The 24,774-nt window shown below is 69.5% G+C and carries 22 protein-coding genes; 8 read left to right on the forward strand and 14 right to left on the reverse strand.

Going from position 1 to position 24,774, the window contains the following annotated elements; translation table 11 throughout:
- Nucleotides 1-11: 11 nt before the first annotated feature.
- The 6 genes from GO308_RS11525 to hemC all read right to left on the reverse strand — a co-directional run bounded on the left by GO308_RS11525 (nt 12) and on the right by hemC (nt 5,540).
- Nucleotides 12-1,139: a CaiB/BaiF CoA-transferase family protein gene (locus tag GO308_RS11525; protein WP_240885524.1), complete on the reverse strand. Its 1,128-nt coding sequence runs from the start codon at nt 1,137-1,139 to the stop codon at nt 12-14.
- Nucleotides 1,136-1,657, reverse strand: coding sequence for a GNAT family N-acetyltransferase (locus tag GO308_RS11530; RefSeq protein ID WP_240885525.1), 522 nt, complete (start codon nt 1,655-1,657; stop codon nt 1,136-1,138). Before GO308_RS11530 ends, GO308_RS11525 begins: the two co-directional genes overlap by 4 nt.
- 135 nt (nt 1,658-1,792) lie before the next feature.
- Nucleotides 1,793-2,977, reverse strand: a complete 1,185-nt coding sequence (locus tag GO308_RS11535; RefSeq protein WP_066671042.1) for an acyl-CoA dehydrogenase — start codon at nt 2,975-2,977, stop codon at nt 1,793-1,795.
- 9 nt (nt 2,978-2,986) lie between these two features.
- Nucleotides 2,987-3,922, reverse strand: a complete 936-nt coding sequence (locus tag GO308_RS11540) for a hypothetical protein (protein ID WP_066477260.1) — start codon at nt 3,920-3,922, stop codon at nt 2,987-2,989.
- A gap of 32 nt (nt 3,923-3,954) precedes the next feature.
- Nucleotides 3,955-4,623 (reverse strand): uroporphyrinogen-III synthase, encoded by a 669-nt coding sequence (locus tag GO308_RS11545; RefSeq protein WP_240885526.1) that lies wholly within the window; start codon nt 4,621-4,623, stop codon nt 3,955-3,957.
- Nucleotides 4,620-5,540, reverse strand: coding sequence for a hydroxymethylbilane synthase (gene hemC, locus GO308_RS11550; RefSeq protein ID WP_240885527.1), 921 nt, complete (start codon nt 5,538-5,540; stop codon nt 4,620-4,622). The genes GO308_RS11545 and hemC overlap by 4 nt, the downstream gene beginning before the upstream one ends.
- A 42-nt stretch (nt 5,541-5,582) precedes the next feature.
- Here hemC and tsaD point away from each other — a divergent pair, with 42 nt between their 5' ends.
- Nucleotides 5,583-6,617 (forward strand): tRNA (adenosine(37)-N6)-threonylcarbamoyltransferase complex transferase subunit TsaD, encoded by a 1,035-nt coding sequence (gene tsaD / locus GO308_RS11555; protein ID WP_240885528.1) that lies wholly within the window; start codon nt 5,583-5,585, stop codon nt 6,615-6,617.
- Nucleotides 6,614-7,585 (forward strand): NAD(P)H-dependent glycerol-3-phosphate dehydrogenase, encoded by a 972-nt coding sequence (locus GO308_RS11560; RefSeq protein ID WP_240885529.1) that lies wholly within the window; start codon nt 6,614-6,616, stop codon nt 7,583-7,585. The genes tsaD and GO308_RS11560 overlap by 4 nt, the downstream gene beginning before the upstream one ends.
- A gap of 146 nt (nt 7,586-7,731) precedes the next feature.
- Here the strand turns inward: GO308_RS11560 and GO308_RS11565 are convergent, their stop codons facing one another.
- Nucleotides 7,732-7,917: a DUF1674 domain-containing protein gene (locus tag GO308_RS11565; protein ID WP_240885530.1), complete on the reverse strand. Its 186-nt coding sequence runs from the start codon at nt 7,915-7,917 to the stop codon at nt 7,732-7,734.
- A gap of 66 nt (nt 7,918-7,983) precedes the next feature.
- Between GO308_RS11565 and htpX the strand changes: the two genes are divergently transcribed.
- The 5 genes from htpX to purH all read left to right on the forward strand — a co-directional run bounded on the left by htpX (nt 7,984) and on the right by purH (nt 14,435).
- On the forward strand, nt 7,984-8,931 hold the full coding sequence (gene htpX / locus GO308_RS11570) for a zinc metalloprotease HtpX (protein ID WP_240885531.1): 948 nt from the start codon (nt 7,984-7,986) through the stop codon (nt 8,929-8,931).
- A gap of 154 nt (nt 8,932-9,085) precedes the next feature.
- The gene (locus GO308_RS11575; protein WP_240885532.1) at nt 9,086-10,369 is read left to right on the forward strand and encodes a transcription antitermination factor NusB; all 1,284 of its coding nucleotides are present in this window, start codon (nt 9,086-9,088) and stop codon (nt 10,367-10,369) included.
- A 42-nt stretch (nt 10,370-10,411) separates the two neighbouring features.
- Nucleotides 10,412-11,074, forward strand: coding sequence for a ribulose-phosphate 3-epimerase (rpe, locus tag GO308_RS11580; RefSeq protein WP_066670947.1), 663 nt, complete (start codon nt 10,412-10,414; stop codon nt 11,072-11,074).
- Nucleotides 11,071-12,807 (forward strand): heparinase II/III family protein, encoded by a 1,737-nt coding sequence (locus GO308_RS11585; protein WP_240885533.1) that lies wholly within the window; start codon nt 11,071-11,073, stop codon nt 12,805-12,807. The genes rpe and GO308_RS11585 overlap by 4 nt, the downstream gene beginning before the upstream one ends.
- A gap of 38 nt (nt 12,808-12,845) precedes the next feature.
- Nucleotides 12,846-14,435: a bifunctional phosphoribosylaminoimidazolecarboxamide formyltransferase/IMP cyclohydrolase gene (purH, locus tag GO308_RS11590; RefSeq protein WP_240885534.1), complete on the forward strand. Its 1,590-nt coding sequence runs from the start codon at nt 12,846-12,848 to the stop codon at nt 14,433-14,435.
- A 15-nt stretch (nt 14,436-14,450) separates the two neighbouring features.
- Here the strand turns inward: purH and GO308_RS11595 are convergent, their stop codons facing one another.
- The 7 genes from GO308_RS11595 to ubiG form a co-directional block, all read right to left on the reverse strand.
- The gene (locus GO308_RS11595; RefSeq protein ID WP_066477281.1) at nt 14,451-14,609 is read right to left on the reverse strand and encodes a Flp family type IVb pilin; all 159 of its coding nucleotides are present in this window, start codon (nt 14,607-14,609) and stop codon (nt 14,451-14,453) included.
- Between the two features lie 65 nt (nt 14,610-14,674).
- Nucleotides 14,675-16,183 carry a lipopolysaccharide biosynthesis protein gene (locus tag GO308_RS11600; RefSeq protein WP_066477283.1) on the reverse strand — a complete coding sequence of 503 codons (1,509 nt, stop codon included), beginning with the start codon at nt 16,181-16,183 and terminating at the stop codon, nt 14,675-14,677.
- The gene (locus tag GO308_RS11605) at nt 16,180-17,442 is read right to left on the reverse strand and encodes a cation:proton antiporter (RefSeq protein WP_240885535.1); all 1,263 of its coding nucleotides are present in this window, start codon (nt 17,440-17,442) and stop codon (nt 16,180-16,182) included. Before GO308_RS11605 ends, GO308_RS11600 begins: the two co-directional genes overlap by 4 nt.
- Entirely contained in the window at nt 17,439-20,210 is a 2,772-nt protein-coding gene (gene polA, locus GO308_RS11610; protein WP_240885536.1) for a DNA polymerase I, read from the reverse strand. Before polA ends, GO308_RS11605 begins: the two co-directional genes overlap by 4 nt.
- Nucleotides 20,211-20,260: 50 nt before the next feature.
- Nucleotides 20,261-20,545, reverse strand: coding sequence for a DUF427 domain-containing protein (locus GO308_RS11615; protein WP_240885537.1), 285 nt, complete (start codon nt 20,543-20,545; stop codon nt 20,261-20,263).
- Nucleotides 20,546-20,664: 119 nt separating this feature from the next.
- The gene (locus GO308_RS11620; protein ID WP_240885538.1) at nt 20,665-22,215 is read right to left on the reverse strand and encodes a S41 family peptidase; all 1,551 of its coding nucleotides are present in this window, start codon (nt 22,213-22,215) and stop codon (nt 20,665-20,667) included.
- 259 nt (nt 22,216-22,474) lie between these two features.
- The gene (ubiG, locus tag GO308_RS11625; protein ID WP_240885539.1) at nt 22,475-23,224 is read right to left on the reverse strand and encodes a bifunctional 2-polyprenyl-6-hydroxyphenol methylase/3-demethylubiquinol 3-O-methyltransferase UbiG; all 750 of its coding nucleotides are present in this window, start codon (nt 23,222-23,224) and stop codon (nt 22,475-22,477) included.
- A gap of 55 nt (nt 23,225-23,279) precedes the next feature.
- Between ubiG and GO308_RS11630 the strand changes: the two genes are divergently transcribed.
- Nucleotides 23,280-24,545, forward strand: coding sequence for an aspartate kinase (locus tag GO308_RS11630; RefSeq protein ID WP_066547728.1), 1,266 nt, complete (start codon nt 23,280-23,282; stop codon nt 24,543-24,545).
- Nucleotides 24,546-24,774 lie beyond the last annotated feature (229 nt).

The raw sequence follows: 24,774 nt of genomic DNA on the forward strand, positions 1-24,774 counted from the left end.
CGTATGGGGATTCAGTCTGTTGCGGTGCCGGCGGGTCGGGCGGGACTGGCGCGGTCGGCGACCATCCGCTCGCCATCGATGACGATCGGGCTGGCAACGCCTGGCAGGCCGTCTATGGCCACGCGCATCCCGCGCGCGATCACTTGAGGATCGGCAAAGGCTTCGTCGATGCGGTTGATCGGCCCGGCGGGGATGCCCTGGGCATCCAGCGCGTTGGCGAGATCGGCCTTCAGCCAGTGCGCGACCGCCACCTCGATCAGCGGGATCAGCGTGGCGCGATGGGTGACGCGCGCGGGATTGGTCGCAAAGCGCGCATCGTCGGCGAGGTCGAGGCCGAGCACGGCGCATAGCCGCCGGAACTGGCCGTCATTGCCGACCGCGATGATCAGCTCGCCGTCGGCCGCTGCGAACGCCTGATAGGGCACCAGATTGGCATGGCCGTTGCCCATGCGGCCCGGCACCTTCGCCGGATCGGCCATCCAGTTGAGCGCCTGGTTCGCCAGCACCGCGACCTGGGTGTCGAGCAGCGCCATGTCGATATGCGCGCCCACGCCTTCCACATCGCGCCGGCGCAGCGCGGCCAGGATCGCGACCGCCGAATAGACGCCGGTGAAGATGTCGGCATAGGCGATGCCCGCCTTTTGCGGCGGGCCATCGGGCTCGCCGGTCAGCGACATGAAGCCACCCATTGCCTGAATGATGAAATCATAGCCGGCGCGCGGCGCATAGGGGCCCGTCTGGCCGAAACCGGTAATCGAACAGGTGATGAGGCGCGGATTGACGTCAAGCAGTCGCGCATGGTCGAGGCCGTATTTGGCCAGCCCGCCGACCTTGTAGTTTTCCAGCACGACATCGGCGTCGGCGACGAGCGCCCTGACCTCCGCCTGGCCCTCGGACGTGGTGATGTCGACGAAGCGACTGGCCTTGCCGCGATTGGCCGAGTGGAAATAGGCGGCATCCAGATTGCGGCCGTCGGCATCGTGGAGGAAGGGCGGCCCCCAATGACGGGTGTCGTCGCCCGCGCCCGGTCGCTCGACCTTGATGACCTCCGCGCCGAGATCGGCGAGGAGCTGGCCGCACCACGGGCCGGCGAGGATACGCGCGAGCTCGACGACGCGGATGCCCTCGAGCGGCTTCACGGGCGGACGATTTCGTAGATGACGTGCGGCTTCATCTCGCCCGCCATCAGCCGCATCTCGGTGCCGGGGCGCAGCACGCCGCCGATCTTCTCCATCGCGCGGCGCGAGCGAACATTGGTCTCGCCGACCGTGAACACGACGGTGCGGACGTGCGCGTGGATGTGGCCGAGCATCAGCCGCTTGATCTCGCGATTATAAACGCCGCCCCAATAGGCGCGGGCGAGGTAGGTCCAGCCGATCTCGATCTCGTCCGCCTCGGGCTTCCAGTTGTCGTAGCGGCTCGACCCGATCACCGCCCCGGTGGCGCGATCCAGGATGGTCAAAGCCCCGCCGCTCGCCAGCCCCGCGTCGAAATAGGCGCGGAACACCGGTTCCTGCCAGCGGTCATGCGCAGGGTGGACTTCCCAGACCAAAGGATCGCTGGCCACCGCGAACAGCGCGTCCCAGTCGGCGGCGACGGTCGGGCGCAGCCGGACCAGCTCGCCCGCCAGCACGGGCTGACGATCGGGCGGGGTCATATCAGTCGTTTACCCCGTCACCCCGGACTTGTTCCGGGGTCCACCCCGCCGCGCCCGATTCCGGCCGCTGCCCTGGCGGCACGGTGGATGCCGGGACAAGCCCGGCATGACGAAGGAAAGGAAGTCTGGACCACATCAAAACGCCGCGATGCCGGTGATCGCCCGGCCCAGGATCAGCCCGTGCACGTCGTGCGTGCCCTCATAGGTATTGACGGTTTCAAGGTTGATCGCGTGGCGCATCACATGGAAATCCGCGGAAATGCCGTTGCCGCCATGCATGTCGCGCGCGACCCGGGCGATATCGAGCGCCTTGCCACAATTGTTGCGCTTGATGATGCTGATCGCGTCGGGGCTGAGCGTGCCTTCGTCGAACATCCGCCCGGCGCGCAACGCCGCCTGCAGGCCCAGCGCGATTTCGGTCTGCATGTTGGCGAGCTTCAGCTGCACGAGCTGGGTCGCCGCGAGCGGCCGCCCGAACTGGTGGCGGTCAAGCGTATATTGCCGCGCGGCCTCCATGCAGAACTCGGCCGCGCCCATCGTGCCCCAGGCGATGCCATAACGCGCGCGGTTGAGGCAGCCGAACGGCCCCTTCAGCCCCTGGACATTGGGCAGCAGCGCGTCCTCGCCCACTTCGACGCCGTCCATGACGATTTCGCCGGTGATCGACGCGCGCAGGCTCAGCTTGCCCTCGATCTTGGGCGCGGACAGACCCTTCATGCCCTTTTCGAGCACGAAACCCTTGATGCCGCCGCCATGCGCGTCGGACTTGGCCCAGACGACGAAAACGTCGGCGATCGGCGAATTGGTGATCCACATCTTCGATCCGGTCAGCCGGTAACCACCGTTCACTTGCTCGGCGCGTGTGCGCATCCCGGCGGGATCAGAGCCGGCATCGGGCTCGGTCAGGCCGAAACAACCGACCAGCTCGCCCGACGCCAACCCGGGCAGATACTTCCGCTTCTGTTCCTCGGTGCCATAGGCGTTGATCGGGTGCATGACGAGCGAGGACTGGACGCTCATCGCGCTGCGATAGCCGCTGTCGATCGCCTCGACTTCGCGCGCGACCAGGCCATAGGCGACATAGCCCAGCCCCGCGCCGCCATATTCCGGGCTGATCGTCGGACCCAGCAGGCCCAATGCGCCCATTTCGCGCATGATCGCCCGGTCGAACGATTCGTCCAGGAACGCGCGGGTGACGCGCGGCAGCAACTGTTCGCGCGCATAGGCCCGTGCCGCGTCGCGGACCATCCGCTCCTCGTCGGTCAGTTGCGCGTCGAGCGCGAACGGATCCTGCCAGTCGAACCGGCCCATCTCAGCCATCATCTGTCCTCATTGCGTGTCGGTCGAACCCTGTCCCGCTGCCGGCGCGGGGCTGGCACCGGGCGATGGCGCGACGCTGGGCAGCGTCACGACGGGCGGGAGTACGGGCAGCGGCGTCGCGGTGGCGCGACCCTGGATCGCGGCGGATTCGATCGCGTTCAGCGCGCGCCGCGCATTGATGTAGCGCTTTGCTGCGGAAATCCAGCTTTCCGCGCTGGCGGCACCCGGCATCCGCGTGATCTCCGCCAGCGCGCCCTCGACCTGCCCGGCATCGAGGAGGCGGCGGGCGCGCACCAGCCGGTCGGCGGGCAGCGGGCTCTGCGTCGTTTCCTGGCGCAGCACGACGAGTGACGACAGTTCGCGGCGCAGGCCGTCCCACCAGCCGGTCTCCGGACCCGCGGTCAACAGTTTCGGCGCGATGGTGTCGAGCGCGAGCCGCAATTCCTCAAGCGTCACCGGCGCGCGCGAGGCGCGGATGATGATCGCGATCGCGGTCGGTTCGCTCGGTTCGAACCGCTGGCGCAGCTCGCCCTCGATATAGCCGAGCGGCAACCCGCGATCGAGCGCGCGGCGCGCGGCAAAGGCGAGCAGCAGCCCCTCGGCACGCCCGGCGAAGGTCGAGGCGAGCCGCGAGTCGCTGTCGATCGCGGCGAGCCGCCCTTCAAGCTCGCGGATGCGCGCCGAGAGCGCCGATTCGCGCGCATCAAGCGTCGCCAGGGTTTCCGGTGTCGCGGGCGCTTGCCCGGCGGGGTCCGCGCCGATCACCGGCTGGGGCGCGGCATCGGGCATGACCCACGCGTCGCCCCAGGTGCGATAGGCGAGCGCCATTGCGACCAGCCCGAGCACGAAGGCGGCCAGCGCGACCGTCCAGACCATCGGCCAGCGACTCCGGCGCGGACTTTGCGCCGGTGCCCCGGCGTCGAACGTCACTTCGGTCTGGTCCATGCGCGCCCTTATCCCGGTCAATGCGCGGCGGGTCAATCGGCGAGCGCGCGAGCGGCAGCGATCACGTCCGCGTCGGCCGGCCGGGCGGCGATCGCGACCGCGCACCATCCGCTGCCCGCCGCGGCGGCCGCACTCGCGCTGATCGCCGCGATGGCCGTTCCGGCACGGGCCGGCGGCGGCATCAGTTCGGCGAGGCGCGCGCCCGCCCGCACCGAATGGACGAGCGCGACCGCGCCGTTCAGCGCGGCCAGCCGGCCGGGAGCCACCGTCAGCGCGTCGCTCGCATAGACGATACGGGTCGCGGTGACGATTTCGCCCGGCAACGGCCGATGATCGCGCCCGGCCAGGTGCAGCGCGCGACAAACCCCGGCAACGGCAGCGAGGCGCGCGAGGTCCAGCGCATCGGTCGCACCGGTCGCGGCGACGCGCAGTCCGGCGGATCGTGCCGCCGCCGCCGTCCGCGCCCCGACGACATAGGCGGGCAGGGCGGCCAGCCCCGCCAGCCCCGAGCCGGCCTGGCGCACCGCATTGGCGCTGGTCAGGATCAGCGCGTCATGATCGGCGGCATCCGGCGGCTGCCAGTCGATCGGCCGGACCGCGAACAGCGGCAGCCGGATCGCCACCTGGCCCGCCGCCTCGATCGTCGCCGCGGTACGGCCATTGCCCGGATCGGGCCGCAGCACCGCGATCGGACGGCTCATCCGCCGCTGAACAGCCGGGTGATCGATGCCGGCGCGCGCGCCAGCAGCTCGGCGGCGAGGGCGCGCGGCATCATGGCGTCATCGCTGGCGGCTTCCGCCTCACCTGCGACGTGATCGCTGCCGTCCTCCGCGAATAATTCGGCGCGCAGCCGCATCCGGCCATCCGCGATCCGCGCGAGTGCTGCGACCGGCGAGTGACAGTCCGCCCCCAATGCCGCGAGCAGCCCGCGTTCGGCCATGACGCACGCATAGGTGTCGGCGTGGCTGATCGCTCCGATCATCGCGCGCATCCGCGCATCGTCCGCGCGGCACTCGATACCGACCGCGCCCTGCGACGGGGCCGGCAGCATCACGTCGATCGGGATCACATGGCCGATATCGGCATGGCCCAGCCGTTCGAGCCCGGCGGCGGCGAGCAGCGTGGCGTCCGCCTCGCCCGCGTCCAGCTTGGCAATGCGGGTGGCGACATTGCCGCGGAACAGGACGATGCGCGCATCGGGGCGGAGCCGGCGGACCTGCGCCGCGCGGCGCGGCGAGCTGGTGCCGACGACGGGGTCCGGCTTCAGCTCGGCCACCGACGGCGCGCCGAGGATGCGGTCGCGCACATCGGCGCGGGGCAGCATCGCCGCGATCGCGATCTCGGTCGGGCGGATTGTCTCGACATCCTTCATCGAATGGACCGAGGCGTCGATCTCGCCATCCATCAGCGCGCGGTCCAGCTCCTTGGTCCACAGCGCCTTCCCGCCGATCTCGGCAAGCGCGCGGTCCTGCACCTGGTCGCCGGTGGTCTTGATCACGACGATTTCGACATCGTTTTCGTCGAGGCCATGCGCGGCGATCAGCGCCGCGCGCGTCATATGGGCCTGGGTGAGTGCGAGCGGCGAGCCCCGGGTGCCGAGGCGGATTGGATTTGGCATGGTGGCTTGTGCTAGCGCGGGCATGGGCTAGAGGACAAGGCCATGGCCCTGATCCTCGGTCTTGAATCGAGTTGTGACGAAACCGCAGCCGCGCTGGTCACTTCTACCCGCGACATCCTGGCGCACAAGCTGGCGGGGCAGGAAGCCGCGCACCGGCCGTTCGGCGGCGTGGTGCCCGAGATCGCCGCGCGCGCGCATGTCGAGATGCTGGCGCCACTCGTCGAGGCAGCGCTGGCCGAGGCGGAGGTCGATCTGAGCGAGGTTGACGCGATCGCGGCGACCGCCGGGCCGGGGCTGATCGGCGGGGTCATGGTCGGGCTGGTCACCGCCAAGGCGCTGGCGCTGGCGTCGGGCAAGCCGCTGATCGCGGTCAACCATCTGGAGGGGCACGCGCTGTCGCCGCGGCTGGCCGACCCGGACCTCGCCTTTCCCTATCTGTTGCTGCTGGTATCCGGTGGTCACTGCCAGCTGTTGTTCGTGCGCGGGGTCGGCGATTATTCGCGGCTGGCGACGACGATCGACGATGCGGCGGGCGAGGCGTTCGACAAGACCGCGAAGCTGCTGGGGCTCGGCTTTCCCGGCGGGCCGGCGGTCGAACGCGCGGCAAAATCGGGCGATTCCGACATGGTGCCGCTGCCGCGCCCGCTGGTCGGATCGCCCGAGCCGCATTTCTCCTTCGCCGGGCTGAAGAGCGCGGTGATGCGCGTACGCGACGAAAATCGCTGGCGGCCCGCCGATATCGCCGCCTCGTTCCAGCAAGCCGTGATCGATTGCCTCATCGACCGCAGCCGCCGTGCCATCGCACGCGCCGAGGGGGCGACCGCGTTCGTCGTCGCGGGCGGGGTCGCGGCCAACCAGTCGGTCCGCGCGGCGCTGGCAGAACTGGCGGAAGCCAATGGCCTGCGCTTCGTCGCGCCGCCGCAATGGCTGTGCACCGACAATGCCGCGATGATTGCCTGGGCCGGGGCGGAGCGATTCGCCGCTGGGCTGACCGATCCGCTCGATACGCCCGCGCGTGCCCGCTGGCCGCTCGACCCCGATGCGGAGCACGCGCGCGGCGCCGGGGTCAAGGCGTGAGGATCGGCGTGATCGGCGGCGGGGCGTGGGGCACCGCGCTGGCGCAGGTGGCGGCGCGCGGCGACCAGCCGGTGACGCTGTGGGCGCGCGAGGCCGAAGTGGTGACTTCGATCAACGCCGCGCATGAAAATACGATGTTCCTGCCTGGCGTTACGCTGTCACCCGCCGTCGTCGCGACGGGTTCGCTGGATGATCTGTCCGGCGTGGACGCGCTGCTGGTGGTGACGCCGGCCCAGCATGTCCGCGCGACCGTTGCGGCGCTGGCGGTCGAGCGCACGCCGCTGGTGCTGTGCGCCAAGGGGATCGAGGCCGGCAGCCAGCTCCTGGTCGGCGAAGTGGCGCAGCAGGTGCACCCTGACGCGCCGATCGCGGTGCTGTCCGGCCCGACCTTCGCCCACGAGGTCGCGGCGGGCAAGCCGACCGCGGTGACGCTGGCGTGTGAGGCCGACGGCCTGCGCGATCGGTTGATCGAACGGCTCGCGGGTCCCGCGTTTCGCCTCTATGCCTCCAGCGACGTGATCGGCGCGGAAATCGGCGGCGCGGTCAAGAATGTCATCGCGATCGCGTGCGGCGTGGTCGAGGGCGCGGGGCTGGGTCTGAACGCCCGCGCGGCACTGATCGCGCGCGGCTTTGCCGAAATGACTCGCTTCGGCCTGGCGCGGGGTGGCCGAGCTGAAACGCTGGCCGGGCTGTCGGGGCTGGGTGACCTGGTGCTGACCTGTTCATCGACCAACAGCCGCAATTTCAGCTTCGGCGTCGGGCTGGGTCGGGGCCGGGCAGCCGCCGAGCTGCTCGCCGACCGCCACACGGTGGCCGAAGGCGCGCATACCGCGCCGGTACTTCAGGCAGCGGCGCACGCCGCCGGCGTCGAGATGCCGGTGACCGACGCGGTCTGCGCGCTGATCGCCGGCGAGCCCGTCGGCGAGGTGATCGAGGCGCTCCTTAACCGACCGCTCAGGGCCGAATAGCCCGAGCTGTACTTATCTCGTCACCCCGGGCTTGACCCCGGGGTCCCGCCACCTGATCCGGCGCGAAGAACAGCGAGACCCCGGGTCAAGCCCGGGGTGACGGTTTTTGGCGATCGGCTTTGAACGTCGACCGTCAGTATCCGTTGTCAAAAATCGATCGCGATGCCCTTCAGCTCCCAGTCGCCATAGCGCACCGGATCCTTTTCCAGTGGATCGCTGTCGGGGCGCACCATCGGCTCGGGCTGGGGCACCGGCGGGCTTTTCGAGAGGTAAGCGGGCGGCCGGACATGCGCCGGGCGCTGGCCGGGACGGTTGCGGGTCGATGCGGCCATGCGGGGCTCCATGATTGAAGAAAAATCGGTCCTTCCCCACATTGGTCGGCGAAGGAGTAGGTTCAAGTGAACGGTTTGAAGACGACGATGCTGCTGGCGGCGCTGACCGCGCTGTTCATGGCGTTGGGGCTGACGCTCGGCGGGCGCGGCGGCATGATCCTCGCGCTCGTGATCGCGGTGGGGATGAACCTTTTCACCTACTGGAACGCCGACAAGATCGTCCTCAAGATGCACGGCGCGCGCGAAGTCGATGACCGCAGCGCGCCCGAGTTCGTCGGGCTGGTCCGCGAACTCGCGACGCGCGCCGGACTGCCGATGCCGCGCGTCTATATCGTCGACCAGGCGCAGCCCAATGCGTTCGCCACGGGACGTGATCCCGAACATGCCGCGGTCGCCGCGACGACGGGCCTGCTCAACATGCTGAGCCGCGATGAAATCGCCGGCGTGATGGCGCACGAACTGGGCCATGTGAAGAACCGCGATACCCTGATCATGACGATGGTCGCGACGATCGCGGGTGCGATTTCGATGCTGGCCAATTTCGGGCTGTTCTTCCGCTCGGGCGATGGGCGCAGCGCGGGGCTGGCCGGGCTGCTGGCGGTGCTGGTCGCGCCGTTCGCGGCGATGATCGTCCAGATGGCAATCAGCCGGACGCGCGAATATGGCGCAGACCGGGCAGGTGCGGAGATCAGCGGCAACCCGCGCGCGCTCGCCTCGGCTCTGGCGAAAATCTCGCAGGGCGCGGCGCGTATTCCCAATCCGGTGGCAGAGCGGATTCCAGCGACGTCGCAGCTTTACATCGTCCCCGGCCTCGCGCGTGGCGGCGACAGCCTGTTCTCGACGCACCCCGACACCGGCAACCGCATCGCCGCGCTGGAACAGATCGCTGCCGAAATGGGTGACATGACGGCGATGACCGGCGGCGGCGGCCGTTCGGCCCGTCCTGCGGCCGCGACCAGCGTCCCGCGCACTCGCCGCCGCTCCAGCGCGCTCGATCCGCACCGGCGGGGGTGACGCCTGGGCGGCCGCGTGGACGTGATCGCCATGCTCGGCTAGGCAGCGGGTCAGTCTTCTCTCCGTTCGTGTCGAGCGAAGTCGAGACACGTGGCGCGCTTCTCGACTTCGCTCGAAGCGAACGGGCTGCAATGAAAGAGGTCTTCCCCCCGCAATGCCCAGACCCGTCCTGACCAGCGATCCGCCCGGCGTGCCCGCCCGCCGTGCGGCATTGCGCCTGCTCGACGCGGTGCTGCGGCGGGGTCAGGCGCTGGAGGCGGCGCTCGACCAGGCCGCGCGCCCGCTCAAGAAGCGGGAGGACCGCGCGCTCGCCCATGCGATCGCTGCCGAGGTGCTGCGCTACTTGCCCGATCTCGACGCGCTGATCGACAGCGCGACGCCGCGCCCGATGCCCGATGATGCCAAGGCGCGCTTTGCGCTGCGCATCGCGCTCGCCCAGTGGCTGCGGCTCGGCACGCCGCCGCACGCGGCGATTTCGACCGTGCTGCCGTTGGTCGATGGCGGCCCGCGCAAGCTGGTGCATGGCGTGTTCGGCACGCTCAACCGGGGCGCGGCCACGTTGCCGGATGCGCCGAGCCTGCCGCCCGCCACCGCCCTGCGCTGGCAAGCGGCGTGGGGGGACGAGATGGTCGCTGCGGCATCGCGCGCGATCGCTGCGCCACCACCGGTCGATCTCTCACTGGCGGTCGCCGACGCATTGCCACGCATTCAGGCGGCGCACCCCGGCGTCAGCCTGATGCCCGGTCACCTGCGGCTCGCCGAGCGCGGCAACATTCCCGACATGGAGGGCTTTGCCGAGGGCGACTGGTGGGTGCAGGACCTGGCGGCATCGTTGCCCGCGCGGCTGCTCGGCGGGGGTTCGGGCAAGGCGCTCGATTTGTGCGCGGCTCCGGGGGGCAAGACGCTGCAACTGGCGGCCGCCGGCTGGGATGTGACCGCTGTCGACATCTCCGAAAGTCGTCTGGGACGACTGCGCGAGAATCTGGAGCGTACCTTGTTGCGCGCATCGGTGGTCACCGCCGACCTGCTCGATTGGGCACCGCCCGCGCCGGTGGCCGCGATCCTGCTCGACGCGCCGTGCAGCGCGACCGGCATCTTTCGCCGCCACCCGGATGTGCTGCACCGCGCCCGGCCTTCGCTGATCGCGGAGACCGCCGCGCTTCAGCAGCAGTTGTTTGCGCGCGCCGCGCAGTGGCTCGCGCCCGGCGGCCGGCTGGTCTATGCGACCTGTTCGCTGGAACCGGCCGAGGGCGAGGCGCAGGTCGAACGCTTCCTGGCCGACCATCCCGAATTCGCGGTCGATCCGGTCCGCGCCGATGAGCTTCCGGGCGGTGTTACCCCCGCGCCACGGGGCTGGGTGCGGGTGCTGCCGGGGATGCTGGCGGAAGAAGGCGGCGTCGACGGGTTCTTCATCGTGCGGCTGATGCGAAACGCGTGACGCATCGCTTGCCGGGCGGTGCCGGGATGCTAGAGACGCAACATGCAGCAACCCGTCCGCATCGCGCCATCGATCCTGTCCGCCGATTTCGCGCGACTGGGTGAGGAGGTTCGCGCGATCGACGCGGCGGGGGCGGACTGGATCCATATCGACGTGATGGACGGGCATTTCGTCCCCAACCTGACCATCGGCCCGGCGGTCGTGCGCGCGCTGCGTCCGCATTCGGCCAAGCCGTTCGACGTCCACCTGATGATCGCGCCGGTCGATCCCTATCTGGAGGCTTTTGCCGAGGCGGGGGCGGACTGCATCTCGGTCCATCCCGAATCGGGGCCGCACCTGCACCGTACGCTCCAGACGATCCGGTCGCTCGGCAAGCGCGCCGGCGTGGTGCTCAACCCCGCGACGCCGGTCGGCGTGGTCGATGAGGTGATCGACCTGATCGACCTTATCCTGGTGATGAGCGTCAATCCGGGTTTCGGCGGGCAGAAGTTCATCGAGAGCCAGCTCGCCAAGATCGCGGCGTTGCGCGCGCGCATCGACGCGAGCGGGCGCGCGATCGACCTGGAGGTCGATGGCGGCATCGACCGGGCGACCGCGCCGCGCGCGATTGCCGCGGGCGCAGATGCACTGGTCGCGGGCACCGCCAGCTTCGCGGGCGGCCCCGCCAACTATGCCGACAACATCCGGGCGCTGAGGGCCGGGTGAACGATCCCGCTCCCGCCGGTCCCGCCGCCGACGGGATCGAGGAGGGCAAGCGGCTGGTCCGGGTGGGGGGCGATCATGGCCTGTCGCTTGCCGACCGGCTGGCCGAGCGGTTCCGCTGGATCGCGTGGCGCACCCCGCTCCACACGCTGCGGCTACGCGGGCGTTTTCCGCTCAAGCTGCTGGCGGTCGCCGACGATCCGTTTCTGGGCGATCCGCGCCGCGGCCAGGCGATGCTCGACGGGATGCTCAGCTTTCGCGGTGAAGTCGTCAACCTGCCCGCGATTGACCTGGCGAAGCCGGCCTATTCGCCTGCATTTGCCGATTATCTGCACAGCTTCATGTGGCTGCGCGACCTGTCGACGGTGACGACGCGCGCGGTCGGCGCGCCGATCGCAGAGGGGCTGATGCGCAAATGGCTCGACGCGCATGGCGAGGTCGTCGCCGATCCGGCGTGGCGCGCGGACCTGTGGGGGAAGCGCATTCTGTTCTGGGTGGCGCACGCGCCGCTGATCCTGTCGTCGACCGACCTCGTCTATCGTTCGCGCGTGCTGAACGGACTGGCGCGCGGCGCCCGGCACCTGGACCGCACCGCCGATCGCGCGCCTGCCGGCCCGCGCCGGATCGCGGCTTGCGCGGGGATCGTCGCGGCGGGGCTGATGATTCCGGGCGGCGATGCCCGCCGCGCGCTCGACGAAGCGGGACTGGCGCGCGCGATCGCCGCATCGGTCGGCAGCGACGGCGGGGTGACGGGCCGGTCGCCGCTGGGGCTGATCGACGCGATCATGTTGCTGACCATGCTGCGCGCGACCTATGCCGCGCGGCGGATCGATCCGCCCGAACTGATCGACGCGACGCTGGCGCGGATGGTCGGCGCGTTGCAGGGGCTCACGCTGGGCGACGGTGCGCTGTCGAGCTGGCAGGGCGGCAACCCGGTGGCGGCCGATCAGGTCGCCGCAATTGTCGAGGCGACCGGCGTGCGCACCCGGCCGCTGCGCCAGGCGCGCGACTGGGGCTATCATCGGCTCGCCGCCGGTCAGACGGTGCTGGTGATCGACGCCGCCCCGCCGCCCGTCGCGCGGCTGGTCGAGGGCGGATGCGCGTCGACGCTGGCGTTCGAGCTTTCCGACGGCACGCGCCGGCTGGTGGTCAATTGCGGGGGCGCGCGGTCGGTCCATGCGTCGGTGCCCGCCAGCCTGACCGAAGGGCTGCGCACCACGGCGGCGCATTCGACGCTGATCGTCGACGACAGCAATTCGACCGCGATCCATGGCGACGGCACGCTGGGGCGCGGGGTCGCTTCGGTCGAGCTGAGCCGTCAGGACGGGGGCGGCACCGCCCGGCTCGACGCCAGCCATGACGGCTATGTCCGGCGTTACGGCCTGATCCATCGCCGCCAGCTGCTGCTGTCCGCCGACGGGCGCGACCTGCGCGGCGAGGACCTGTTGATCCCGGCGGGCAAGAAGCGCCAGCGTGGCGACATCCCCTTCGCGATCCGCTTTCACCTGGCGCCGGGGATCGAGGTGTCGCCGACGACCGACAACCAGGCCGCGTTCCTGCGCCTGCCCGGCGGGGCGGTGTGGCAGTTCCGCTGTCGCGAGGCGACGCTGGCGGTCGACGACAGCCTGTGGGTCGACGGAGCGGGTCGCCCGCATGCGACGCGCCAGATCGTGCTGTCGGGCCAGTCGCCGCCGGGCGGCGCCAGCGTCACTTGGCTGTTCCACCGCGCCAAATAGGCTTGCCCCGCGCCTCCGCTTGGCCGATGGGCACGCGCATGACCGACATCCCCCTTCGCCGCGCGCTGCTTTCGGTATCCGACAAGACGGGCATCGTCGAACTCGCGCAGTCCCTCGCCCGCCACGGTGTCGAGCTGGTGTCGACCGGCGGCACCGCCACCGCGCTGCGTGATGTGGGCCTGGCAGTGCGCGACATCGCCGACCTGACCGGCTTTCCCGAGATGATGGACGGGCGGGTCAAGACGCTTCACCCGATGGTGCATGGCGGCTTGCTGGCGGTGCGCGACGATGCGGACCACGCCGCCGCGATGGCCGCGCATGGGATCGGCGCGATCGACCTGGTCGTCGTCAACCTCTACCCCTTTGCCCGGACGGTGGCGCGCGGCGCCGACCGCGCGACGATCATCGAGAATATCGACATCGGCGGGCCGAGCATGGTGCGATCGGCCGCAAAGAACCACGCCTATGTCGCGATCGTCACCGATCCGGCCGATTATCCCGCGCTGGTCGCCGAGCTGGACGAGACCGGCGGTGCGACGCGGATCGATACGCGCCGCAAGCTCGCGGCCAAGGCCTATGCCGCCACTGCCGCCTATGACAGCGCGATCGCGCAATGGTTCGCCTTCGCCGACCAGGGCGAGATGTTTCCGGCGACCCTGCCGCTGGCGTTCGCGCGTGGCGATACGCTGCGCTATGGCGAAAACCCGCATCAGTCGGCCGCGCTCTATCTGCCCCAGGGGCCGGCGGCGCGCGGGATCGCCCAGGCCGAGCAGCTGCAGGGCAAGGAACTGAGCTACAACAACTATAACGACGCCGACGCCGCGCTCGAGCTGGTCAGCGAGTTTCGCGACGGCCCGCCGACGGTGGTGATCGTCAAGCACGCCAATCCGTGCGGCGTCGCCAGCGCCGACACGCTGATCGACGCCTATCGCGCCGCGCTGGCCTGCGACAGCGTGTCGGCGTTCGGCGGGATCATCGCGGTCAACCACACGCTCGACGGGGAGACGGCGGCGGCGATCGCGGAGATCTTTACCGAGGTCGTCGCCGCACCCGATGCGACCGATGACGCGCGCGCGATCTTTGCCGCGAAGAAAAATCTGCGCCTGCTGCTGACCGGCGACCTGCCCGATCCGGCGCGCGGCGGGCTGATGGTCAAGTCGATCGCGGGCGGGCTGCTCGTCCAGTCGCGCGACAATGGCCGGGTGGCGGACGATGCGCTGCGCGTCGTCACGCGCCGCCAGCCGACGGCGCAGGAGCTGGCCGATTGCCGCTTTGCCTGGACGGTCGCCAAGCATGTGAAGTCGAACGCGATCGTCTATGCCCGCGACGGTGCGACGGCGGGCATCGGCGCCGGCCAGATGAACCGACTGGAATCCGCGCGGATTGCCGCATGGAAAGCGAAGGATGCCGCCGAAAAGGCCGGCTGGGCGGAGCCGCGCACCATCGGCTCGGCGGTGGCGTCCGACGCCTTCTTCCCCTTTGCCGACGGGCTGCTGGCCGCGGTCGAGGCGGGCGCGACGGCGGTGATCCAGCCGGGCGGGTCGATCCGCGATGCCGAGGTGATCGCCGCCGCCGATGAGGCCGGGCTGGCGATGATCTTCACCGGCATGCGCCACTTCCGCCACTGAGCGGGCGAGGGCGCTCTAACCGTTCAGCGCGTTGGTGATCGTCGTGAAAATGCCCGCGAGGCTGAGACCGAGGGCATTGAACGCGGCGATCAGCGCGACCGAGATAAGGGCTGCGAGCAGACCATATTCGATGGCGGTCGCGGCGCGTTCGTCCTGCCATAGCGTGCGGGGCATTGCGTCGGCTCCTGTGCGGATGACGCTCCGCACATATTCGGCAATTCTTACCCGACGGTAACCGCTTACGCTGCTTCGGCCGCGTCCTCGCTCGCGGGGATCTCGGGCGCGCCGGGCAGCTTGCGGAACAGCGTGCGGTCCTGCGGCCCGAAGCCCCAGCGCCACAGGACGTACAGGTAGCTGAGCAGGATCGCCGGGATGCCGATTGCCAGCTCGGCCCATTCGGGCAGCTGGGTCGTCACGACCCAGCCGACCACGCCCGCCGCCGCCACCGCCCAGGCGAACGACCAGCGCAGCGACGATACCGGCGCGTCGAGCAGGCGGGCGAGCAGCCGCGTCTTGAGCAGCGAGCCGAGCGCCAGCGACACGGTGAGCGCAACCGCGGGCGCGGCAGCCGCCCATCCTTCCGGCAGGCCCAGGGTGCGCGCGGCGATGACCAGCGCGAAGCTGAGCCCGATCTGCAACGACAGGACGGTGATCGACAGGATCAGGTTGCGGTGCCGCGCGACATAGACCAGCCCGGCCTCCGCCACGGCCCCCGGTGCGGCGAGCACTTCGGCGGCGAGCAGGAAGATGAGCGCGCCCGCGCCCGCCACGAAGGCGGGGCCGACCACGCCCATGACGCCTTCGGCCGGCAGCCCGCCGATCAGCGCCAGACCGGCCTGTGCGGCGATGATCCAGAAGCCGACCTGGCGGATCTGGCGGGCGACCGCGGCCCGGTCGCCGCGCGCGAGCGCCTGGGTGATGACGGGCCCGAGCACGGGATCGAAACTGGTCTTCAGCTTCTGCGGCAGCGACGCGACCTGCTGGGCCATGTAATAGATGCCGACGACATTGGGGGCGAAGAACAGGCCCAGGATGAAGCGGTCGACGTTGCGCGTGCCCCATTCGATCGCATCCGCCCCGGCCAGTGGCGCGTTGCGGCGGGCGAGCGCGAACATCTCGGGCAGATGCGGCGACCAGCCGTGCGGCAGGCCATAGCTGCGCACGAACGGGACCAACGAGGCCGCGAGCGCGGCGAGCATCGACAGGACATAGGCGATGATCAGCCCGTCGCGCGACGAAATGTAGGACAGCGCAAAGGCCGCGATGCTGATCGTCCATGGCTCGATCACCGCACGCGCGGTCACCGCCGCACGGATATTGTGGCGATAGGCGAGCGCGGCGAGCGCGATGTCCGACCAGGCGATGGCGAGCACGACCAGCGGCAGCAGCCGTTCAAACCCGATGACCTGGCTGTTGGGATACATCGCCTGGGGAAAGGCGAACAGGACGGCGCTGGCGACCAGCGATGCGATTGCAGCGACCAGCATCGCGTCCCACACGACGTGCGCGTGCGGGCGATCGGTGTGCGCCAGCGCCTGGGCCAGCCCGCGCTTGAGCCCGATCGTCGCGACGAGCGCGGCGAATTCGACCACCAGGATGGCAACCGCGAACCGGCCGACAATCTCCGCGCCGTAAATCCGCCCGGCGATGAACAGGAAGGGGATCCGCGCCGCCAGCCGCAGCCCGAAACCGAGGATATTGGTCCGCCCGCCCCTGGCCAGCGCGGCCATTTCGTCGGGCGCGGTCATGCGTCGACCTCGCGCTGGCGGTCGAGCCGGCGCATCACCGGGGTGACGGTCGTGCCGTGCAGCAGGATCGAGATCAGGATCACAAGCGCGATCGCACCCCATAATCGCGTCGGCTGGTCGAACTGGCCATGATTGATGCCGTAGGCGAAATAAAACACCGAACCCAGCCCGCGAATGCCGAAAAACGCGATCGCGCCCCGCTCCAGCGGTGAGCGACGCAGCCCGGCCAGGGAGATCCAGCCGACCAGCGGGCGGACGAGGAACACCGCGATCAGCGCGAAGACGACATCGCTCCAGCGCACCAGCGCCAGCAGCCCGCCCGCGCTCAGCATGCCGCCGAACATCACGAGCATCACCATCATCAGCAACCGTTCGGTTTCGTCGGCAAAGTCGTGCAACCGGTCGTTGAACACGTCGGTGGCGGCGGCGCGGTTGAGCATCAGTCCCGCGATGAACACGGCCAGAAAACCATAGCCATGTGCCAATTCGGTCAGCGCATAGATGACGAGCGTCGCCCCCAGCGCGACGAAGCCGTCGCCGGTTCGCGACAGCCGCGTCTCGCCGGGCAGGCGATAGACGATCCAGCCGAGCAGCCAGCCGCCGGCCACCCCCGCAATCGCGCCGACGGCAAGCCGGAACACGACGTCGTCCAGCACCCACCATCCCATCGTCACCCAGGTCCAGCCGCCCGCCGCCGCCGCAATGGCGAGATGGACGAAGGGAAAGGCGAGGGCGTCGTTCAGCCCGGCTTCCGAGGTCAGCGTGAAGCGTGCCTCGTCATCGCTGTCCGATCCCGGCTTTTCGATCTGGACGTCGGATGCCAGCACCGGATCCGTCGGCGCGAGCGACGCGGCGAGCAGCAGCGCGGTCGACAGCCCGACGCCGAGCAGCCCGGCACCCAGCAGCGTCAGCGCCACGATGGTGAGCGGCATGGCGATCCCCAGCATCCGCCAGCATGGCCGCCAGCCCCACCAGCTCAACGGCCGCGCGATCTTCAGCCCTGCCCCCATCAGCGACACGAGGACGATCAGCTCGGCGGCCTTCTCGACCATGAACGGCGTCTCGATCGGATGGATCGCAAAGGGCTGAAACCGCGGGATCGAAAACAGGCCCGCGCCGATGCCGACGCACACGATCGGCAGCGACAGCGGCCATTCCTTCAGGACCAGCGGCAGCCACGCGACCAGCAGGATCAGCAGGCCGAGGCCGAGCAGGACCGGGATGTACAGCTCGACGATCGCCGGCGGCGCTGCAATCAATGCGCGGCGCCCCAGCTTGGCCCGACCCCGATTTCGACGCCCAGCGGGACGGTGAGCCTGACTGCGGGTTCGGCGGCGGTCGCCATCACGTGCTCGATCACGGGCCTGGCCGCGTCGACGTCGCCCTCGGGCAGCTCGAACACCAGTTCGTCGTGGACCTGCATCAGCATGCGAACCCGGGGCAGGCCGGCCTGTTCCAGCGCGGGGCCCATGCGCGCCATCGCGCGCTTGATGATGTCGGCGCTCGTACCCTGGATGGGTGCGTTGATCGCGGCGCGTTCGGATCCGGCGCGCTCGTTCTGATTGGGGGACTTGAGGCGCGGGAAGTGCGTCTTCCGCCCGAACAGCGTCTCGGTATAGCCGCGTTCCTTTGCCGTCATCAGCGTGTCGGCGATGTAGCGGTTGATGCCGGGGAAGCGATCGAAATAGCGGTCGATCATCGCCTGTGCCTCATCGGGCGTCACGTCGAGCCGCCCCGCCAGCCCCCAGCGCGAAATGCCGTAGAGGATCGCAAAGTTGATCGTCTTCGCCCGCCCGCGCGTGTCGCGATTGACCTCGCCGAACAGCTCCATCGCGGTCATGTTGTGGATGTCGTCGCCGTTGGCGAACGCGTCGCGCAGCGCCGGCACGTCGGCGATGTGCGCGGCGAGGCGCAGCTCGATCTGCGAATAGTCGGCGGCCAGGATGACATGGCCCGGCTCAGCCACGAACGCGTCGCGGATCTGACGGCCGACCTCGGTGCGGATCGGGATGTTCTGGAGGTTGGGGTCGGTCGACGAGAGGCGCCCGGTCTGCGCCCCGGTCAGGCTGTAGCTGGTATGGACGCGGCCGGTGTGCGGGTTGATCTGGGCCTGGAGCGCGTCGGTATAGGTCGACTTCAATTTGCTGAGCTGGCGCCAGTCGAGCACCTTGAGCACCATGTCGCGGCCGGGCGAGTCCTTGTCGGCGGCAATCCGCTCCAGTTCGTTGACGTCGGTCGAATAGACGCCCGACTTGCCCTTGCGGCCGCCCTTGATCCCCATCTTGTCGAACAGCACGTCGCCCAGTTGCTTTGGGCTGCCGATCGCGAACTTGAACCCGGCGAGCGCGTGGATTTCCTCCTCCAGCCGCGCGATCTGCTGGCTGAATTCGGATGAAAGCTGGGCGAGCCGCCCGGCATCGACCTTGACGCCCGCCATTTCCATCCCGGCGATGACGCGGACCAGCGGGCGATCGACCAGCTCATAGATCCGCGTTCCGCCTTCATAGGCGAGCCGCGGCTTGAACCGCCGCCAGAAGCGCAGCGTCACGTCCGCATCCTCGGCCGCGTAGCGGGTCGCGGCATGCAGATCGATTTCGCCGAAATGCTTCTGGTTCTTGCCGGTACCGACCACGTCCTTGAACGCGATGCAGCTGTGCGACAGGTGCGTGGCGGCGAGCTCGTCCATGCCGTGCCCGTGCCGCCCGGCATCGAGGTCGAACGACATGACGATCGTGTCGTCATACGGCGCGACATCGATGCCGCAGCGCCGCAGGACGATCAGGTCGTATTTGAGGTTGTGGCCGATCTTGAGCACCGCCGGGTCCTCGAGCAGCGGCTTGAGCTTCGCCAGCGCGACCGCGCGCTCGATCTGTTGCGGGCGCTCGCTGAACATGTCGTGCCCGACATGGCCGACCGGGATGTAGCAGGCCCGATTGGGGGCGAGCGCCATGGAAATGCCGACCAGATCGGCCGACATCGCATCGAGCCCGGTGGTCTCGGTATCGATCGCAACCCAGCCCTGGTGCCGGGCGGCGTCGATCCAGCGGTCGAGCGCGGCGTCGTCGACTACGGTTTCATAGGCGTCGTGATCGCACGCCGGATCGGCGGCTTCCTCTGCGGCGACCGGCGGCGGCGTGCTGCCGGTGTCGACCGGGTCCGCCACCGTCGCAAGCTTGGCCAGCAGCGACTTGAAGCCGTGATGCTCCAGGAACGCGCGCAGCGGCGGTTCGGGAATGCCGTCGAGCGTCATCTCCTCGAGCGGGTGCGGCAGCGGCACGTCATCGGCAAGGGTGACCAGACGGCGCGACAGCCGCGCCATGTCGGCATGCTCGATCAGATTGTCGCGCAGCTTGCCCGGTTTCATGTTCGGCGCGGCGGCGAGCACGGCCTCGACATCGCCATGCTCCAGGATCAGCTTGGCGGCCGTCTTGGGGCCGACGCCTGGGACGCCGGGGACGTTGTCGACGCTGTCCCCCATCAGCGCCAGCACCTCGCCCAGCTTCTCGGGGCCGACGCCGAACTTCTCGACCACCGCCTCGGGCCCCATGCGGCGGTCCTTCATCGTGTCGAGCATGTCGATGCCGGGTTCGGTCAGCAACTGCATCAGGTCCTTGTCGGAACTGACGATGGTGACGTGCCAGCCCTGGGCCAGCGCCGCCTTCGCATAGCTCGCGATCAGGTCGTCGGCTTCCCACCCCAGCTCCTCGATGCAGGGCAGGCTGAACGCGCGCGTCGCATCGCGGATCATCGGGAACTGGGGCACCAGATCCTCGGGCGCAGGGGGGCGATGCGCCTTGTACTGATCGTACAGGTCGTTGCGGAACGTGTGTTCGGACTTGTCGAGGATGACCGCCAGATGGGTTGGGCCGTCGGCTTCGTGCAGCTCCTTCGCGAGCTTCCACAGCATCGTGGTATAGCCATAGACCGCGCCCGCCGGCTCGCCATGGCGATTGGTCAACCGGGGCAGCACGTGATAGGCGCGGAAGATGAAGCTCGAGCCGTCGACGAGGTAGAGATGGTTGGGCATGGCCGCGGCTTAGCAGGGCGCCGCGCGGGGGGCGAGCGGGTTAAACCGGCTCAGGCGACGGTCACGCCCTTCCAGAAGGCGATGCGGCCGGTGATCTCCCTCGCCGCATCCTTGGGCTCGGGATAGTACCAGGCCGCATCGACATTCTCCGCGCCGTCGACGACGAGCGTGTAGTAATGTGCGGTGCCCTTCCACGGACAGACGCTGGTGGTGGCGCTCGGCTTGAGCTGCACCGCCTCGGTCATGCTGTCGGCGGGGAAATAATGGTTGCGCTCGACGACGACCGTGTCGTCGCTGCGTGCGATCACGTGACCGTTCCAGCGTGCCTCGACCATGTTACGCGTCTCCCGGGGTTCGACCCGTCACAGATGGGAAAGCGGTGGCGACCGCACAAGCCCGCGCCGCCGCCCGCCCGCCCGGATCGCAAGAAGCTGGAAATGCGCGGTAGGCGGAGTCAGAACAGGCCGGGCGTCTCGCGCTGCGCAGCGGTCGGGCGGGTCGGGCTGAACAGCCGCCGGGCAGTCGTGCTGCGCGCGGCCTGCGGGCCCTGGGTTCCGACGGCGATCCGGGTGCAGCTGCGTCCCGCGAGAAAGTCGAGCGCCGTGCGCACCGATGCCTCGCGCGGGTCGCCGAGCGGGAAGCTGATATCGTCCGATGCCTGGCAGCTCGATTCCATCACCGACGCGAGACCGTTGTAGTAGCCGCCCTGGCCGTCCGCATTCTGGCTCGCAAAGGCGACGACGCGCAGCCGGTCGTCGCACGCCGGCCGGTCGAGCGCGATCTGGCCGACCGGCTTGCCATAGGTGTTGGTGCCGATCAGCGCGGAATTGGCGCGCAGATAGGGCAGGGTCGCGTTGATGACCAGCTCGCTGGCCGACGCGGTACCGCCGCTGCCGATGAACGCAATGCGCATCGGCGCGACCGACTGGGGCTGCGCACGATAATAGCGGGTTTCGTTCTGGGCCGATTTGGACGGGCGGAACGCAGTGATCGACTGGACATTCGACGCGGTCCGCGCCCCGCCGAGCAGGTCGCTCAGCAGCTCCGCCGTCGAGACGAGGCCACCGCCATTGTAGCGGAAATCGATGACGAGGTTTGTCACGCCCGCGTCGCGGAACTGCTGGAAGGCGTTGCGCAGCGCCTGATCCGCGGTCGAGATGAAGGTGCGCAGGTTGAGATAGCCGACCCGCCGGCCGCCATCGTCGAGGATGCGGGCGCCATAGCGCGACGACACCGGGGTCAAATCGAAAATGCGCTTGGTAATGCTGACCTCGCGCGTGCCGGTGGCATCCTGGACGCGCAGCACGCGGACGGTGCCCTCGGTCGACGGGCCGAGCGCCGTACCGAGCCCCGTCTCGCCCTCACTGGCCAGGATGGCGGCGACGCTGCGGACATTCGCGCTCGTCGTGCCGACGCCGACGATCTCCGCACCGCGATCGACGCCGGCCGCGAGCGCGGGCCCGCCCTCGAACGCCTCGATCACGAACAGGCGGTCGCCCGAGAACCCGAAACGCACGCCGAAACCGGCGGTGGCACCCGACGCGTAATAGGCGTTCTCCTCGGCGATCGAGGTCAGATAGGTGAAATAACGGTCGCGGTTCAGCGTGCGGGCGTTGGCGGTCAGCGCGTCGATATACGCATCGACGGTGGCATAGGCGGCGGGGTTCAGTCCCGTCGCGAGGAGGTCGGGGAAAAGATACCATTCGTTGATTTGCGCCGCGACCCAGTCCTGGCGTTCGCGCACCGAGCATCCGGCGGTCGTCGCCGTCGGGGTGGGCGCGGGTGTCGGCGAGGGTGCGGGTGCGGGTGCGGCCGAGGTCGGCGGCGCAGTCACCGTTCCGCTCGTCCGGCTGCCGCCGCCACCGCCGCCGCCGCATGCCCCAAGCAGGGCCAGCAAACTCAACCCTACGCCCAGACGTCCCGCACGCACGCGCACTCTCCCACCGCTCGCGCGGCCATGCATAACGCGGGCATTGGTGAACGCCAGCTGGATTTTGGTCCACATCCGCGCGACATGCGTGCGTCCCGCCGCGATACAGCCCGGCCGCTCCACGACCGAATTGGCTGTTTCGCGCCCTGCGAAAATGACGGATGGTGTGAATGCGGGCGGTCGGGTTCACTCCCTTTTTCCGGACGCCCGCCTCCGCACGTCGCGGCATGTTGCCAGCCGCGCGGGCCTTCGCGTCGGCACCGGACCGGGAAAGCTGCCCGCCAGGGGGGAAGGCGGCGCGACGAGGCCCAGGGACGGTGCCGATCCGCGCGGATCAGCGCGGCCGGGCGGTCAGGATATAGTTCAGCCGCTCATCGTCGCCGATGCGAAAGCCCGCAGTCGGCGACCAGCCGATGCCGCGCCGCTCGCCGATCGCGAGCCCTTCCGCCTCCAGGAGCGCGACCAGCTCGTCGGGGGTGAGGAACTTGTCCCAGTCATGCGTGCCGCGCGGGATCGCGCCCAGCCCCTCGGCGACGCCGACCATGGCGAGCCGCGACAGCGCGGTACGGTTGGGGGTCGAGAGGATGAGCAGCCCATCGGGCGCGAGCGCTGCCGCAAGCCCGGCGACGAACGCCGCCGGATCGGTCACATGCTCGATCACCTCAAGCGCGGTGACGAGATCGAAGCGGGCACCCGCGACCTGTTCGATCCCGCCGGCGCGATAGTCGATCGCCAGACCCGATGCCTCGGCATGCGCGAGCGCCGCACCGATATTCTCCGGCGCGGCGTCGATGGCGGTGACGGTCGCCCCCATGCGGGCGAGCGGCTCGGCGAGCAGTCCCGCGCCACAGCCGACGTCGAGGGCGCGGCGGCCCAGCAGCGGTCGGAAGGCTGCGGCGTCCGTATCCCAATGCGAATCGACCGCGGCACGGATGAATTTCAGCCGGACCGGGTTCAGCCGGTGGAGCATCGCGGACGTCCCGCGCGGATTCCACCAGTCGGCGGCGAGCGCACCGAAATGCGCGGCCTCGCGCGCGTCGATCGTGGATGCTGCGGGTGCGAGCGCGTCACTTGCCTTTGCCATGGTGCGCTCCTATCAGAGCGCCCCATTGCTCCCAAGAGGCGTTTGGCGAAATAAAATGGCGCGGATCGTGATGAAATTCGGTGGCACGTCGATGGCGGGCATCGAGCGTATCCGCAACGTCGCCCAGCGGGTGAAGCGCGAATGGGAAGCCGGAAACGAGATCGCGGTGGTCGTTTCCGCCATGGCCGGCGAGACCGACCGGCTGGTGGGCTTTTGCCGCGAGGCGTCCTCGCTCTATGATCCGCGCGAATATGATGTCGTGGTGGCGAGCGGCGAGCAGGTGACATCGGGCCTGCTGGCGATCGCGCTGCAGGCGATCGGCGTGCCGGCGCGCAGCTGGCTCGGCTGGCAGCTGCCCGTGCGGACCAACGACGCGCATGCCGCGGCACGGATCGAGGCGATCGATACCGATGCACTGCTCGCCGCCACCGCCGCACGCGAAGTCGCGGTGATCCCGGGATTCCAGGGCATGGCCGGCGACGGACGGGTCACGACGCTGGGCCGTGGCGGGTCCGACACCTCGGCGGTCGCGGTCGCCGCGGCGATGAAGGCCGATCGTTGCGACATCTACACCGATGTCGACGGCGTCTATACCACCGACCCGCGCATCGTGCCGCGCGCGCGCAAGCTCAGGCGCGTGACCTATGAGGAAATGCTGGAGCTGGCGAGCGTCGGCGCCAAGGTGCTGCAGACCCGATCGGTCGGGCTGGCGATGAAGGAAGGCGTGCGCATCCAGGTGCTCTCCTCCTTCGGCGACGCGGACGGGGCCCCCGACGCCGCATCGCTGCCCGGTACGCTGATCGTGGGTGAAGAGGAGATCGAAGACGTGGAACGCCAGCTCATCACCGGCATCGCGCACGACAAGAACGAGGCGAAGATCACGCTGGCCGACGTGCCCGACCGGCCGGGTGCGGTAGGGTCGATCTTTGCGCCGCTCGCGGCGGCCAGCATCAATGTCGACATGATCGTCCAGAACGTGGCGCATTCGTCGGGATCGACCGACGTGACGTTCACGGTGCCGCAGGCGGAACTGGCGCGCGCGCTCGACGTGCTCGACAAGGCCCGCGACACGATCGGCTATACCAAGCTGGTCCACGACACCCGCGTCGCCAAAATCTCGATCGTCGGCGTCGGTATGCGCAGCCACGCCGGCGTCGCGTCGACGATGTTCCAGACGCTCGGTGATCGCGGCATCAACATCCAGGCGATCACGACCTCCGAAATCAAGGTCAGCGTGTTGATCGAGGAGGATTACACCGAACTGGCCGTGCGCGTGCTGCACACCGCCTATGGGCTGGATGCGGCGGACGAGGCGGCGTGAGTTTGGAGCGGTTTGCGATCCACCCGGCGCACCCCTCCCCTTCAGGGGAGGGGACGGGGGGCGTGCCTCAGGCGATGCGCCCGGCGGAGAGTCCCCACCCCAACCCCTGCACTGAAGGGGAGGGGCTTAGAGCGGGATGACCTTGCATGGAATCACCTTTCGTCACCCCGGCCTTGTGCCGGGGTCCACGGCGCCACACGTTACAACCGCCGGGACTGCGCCGCCCGGT

Source organism: Sphingomonas sp. SFZ2018-12 (assembly GCF_022496715.1).
Classification (GTDB): domain Bacteria; phylum Pseudomonadota; class Alphaproteobacteria; order Sphingomonadales; family Sphingomonadaceae; genus Sphingomonas.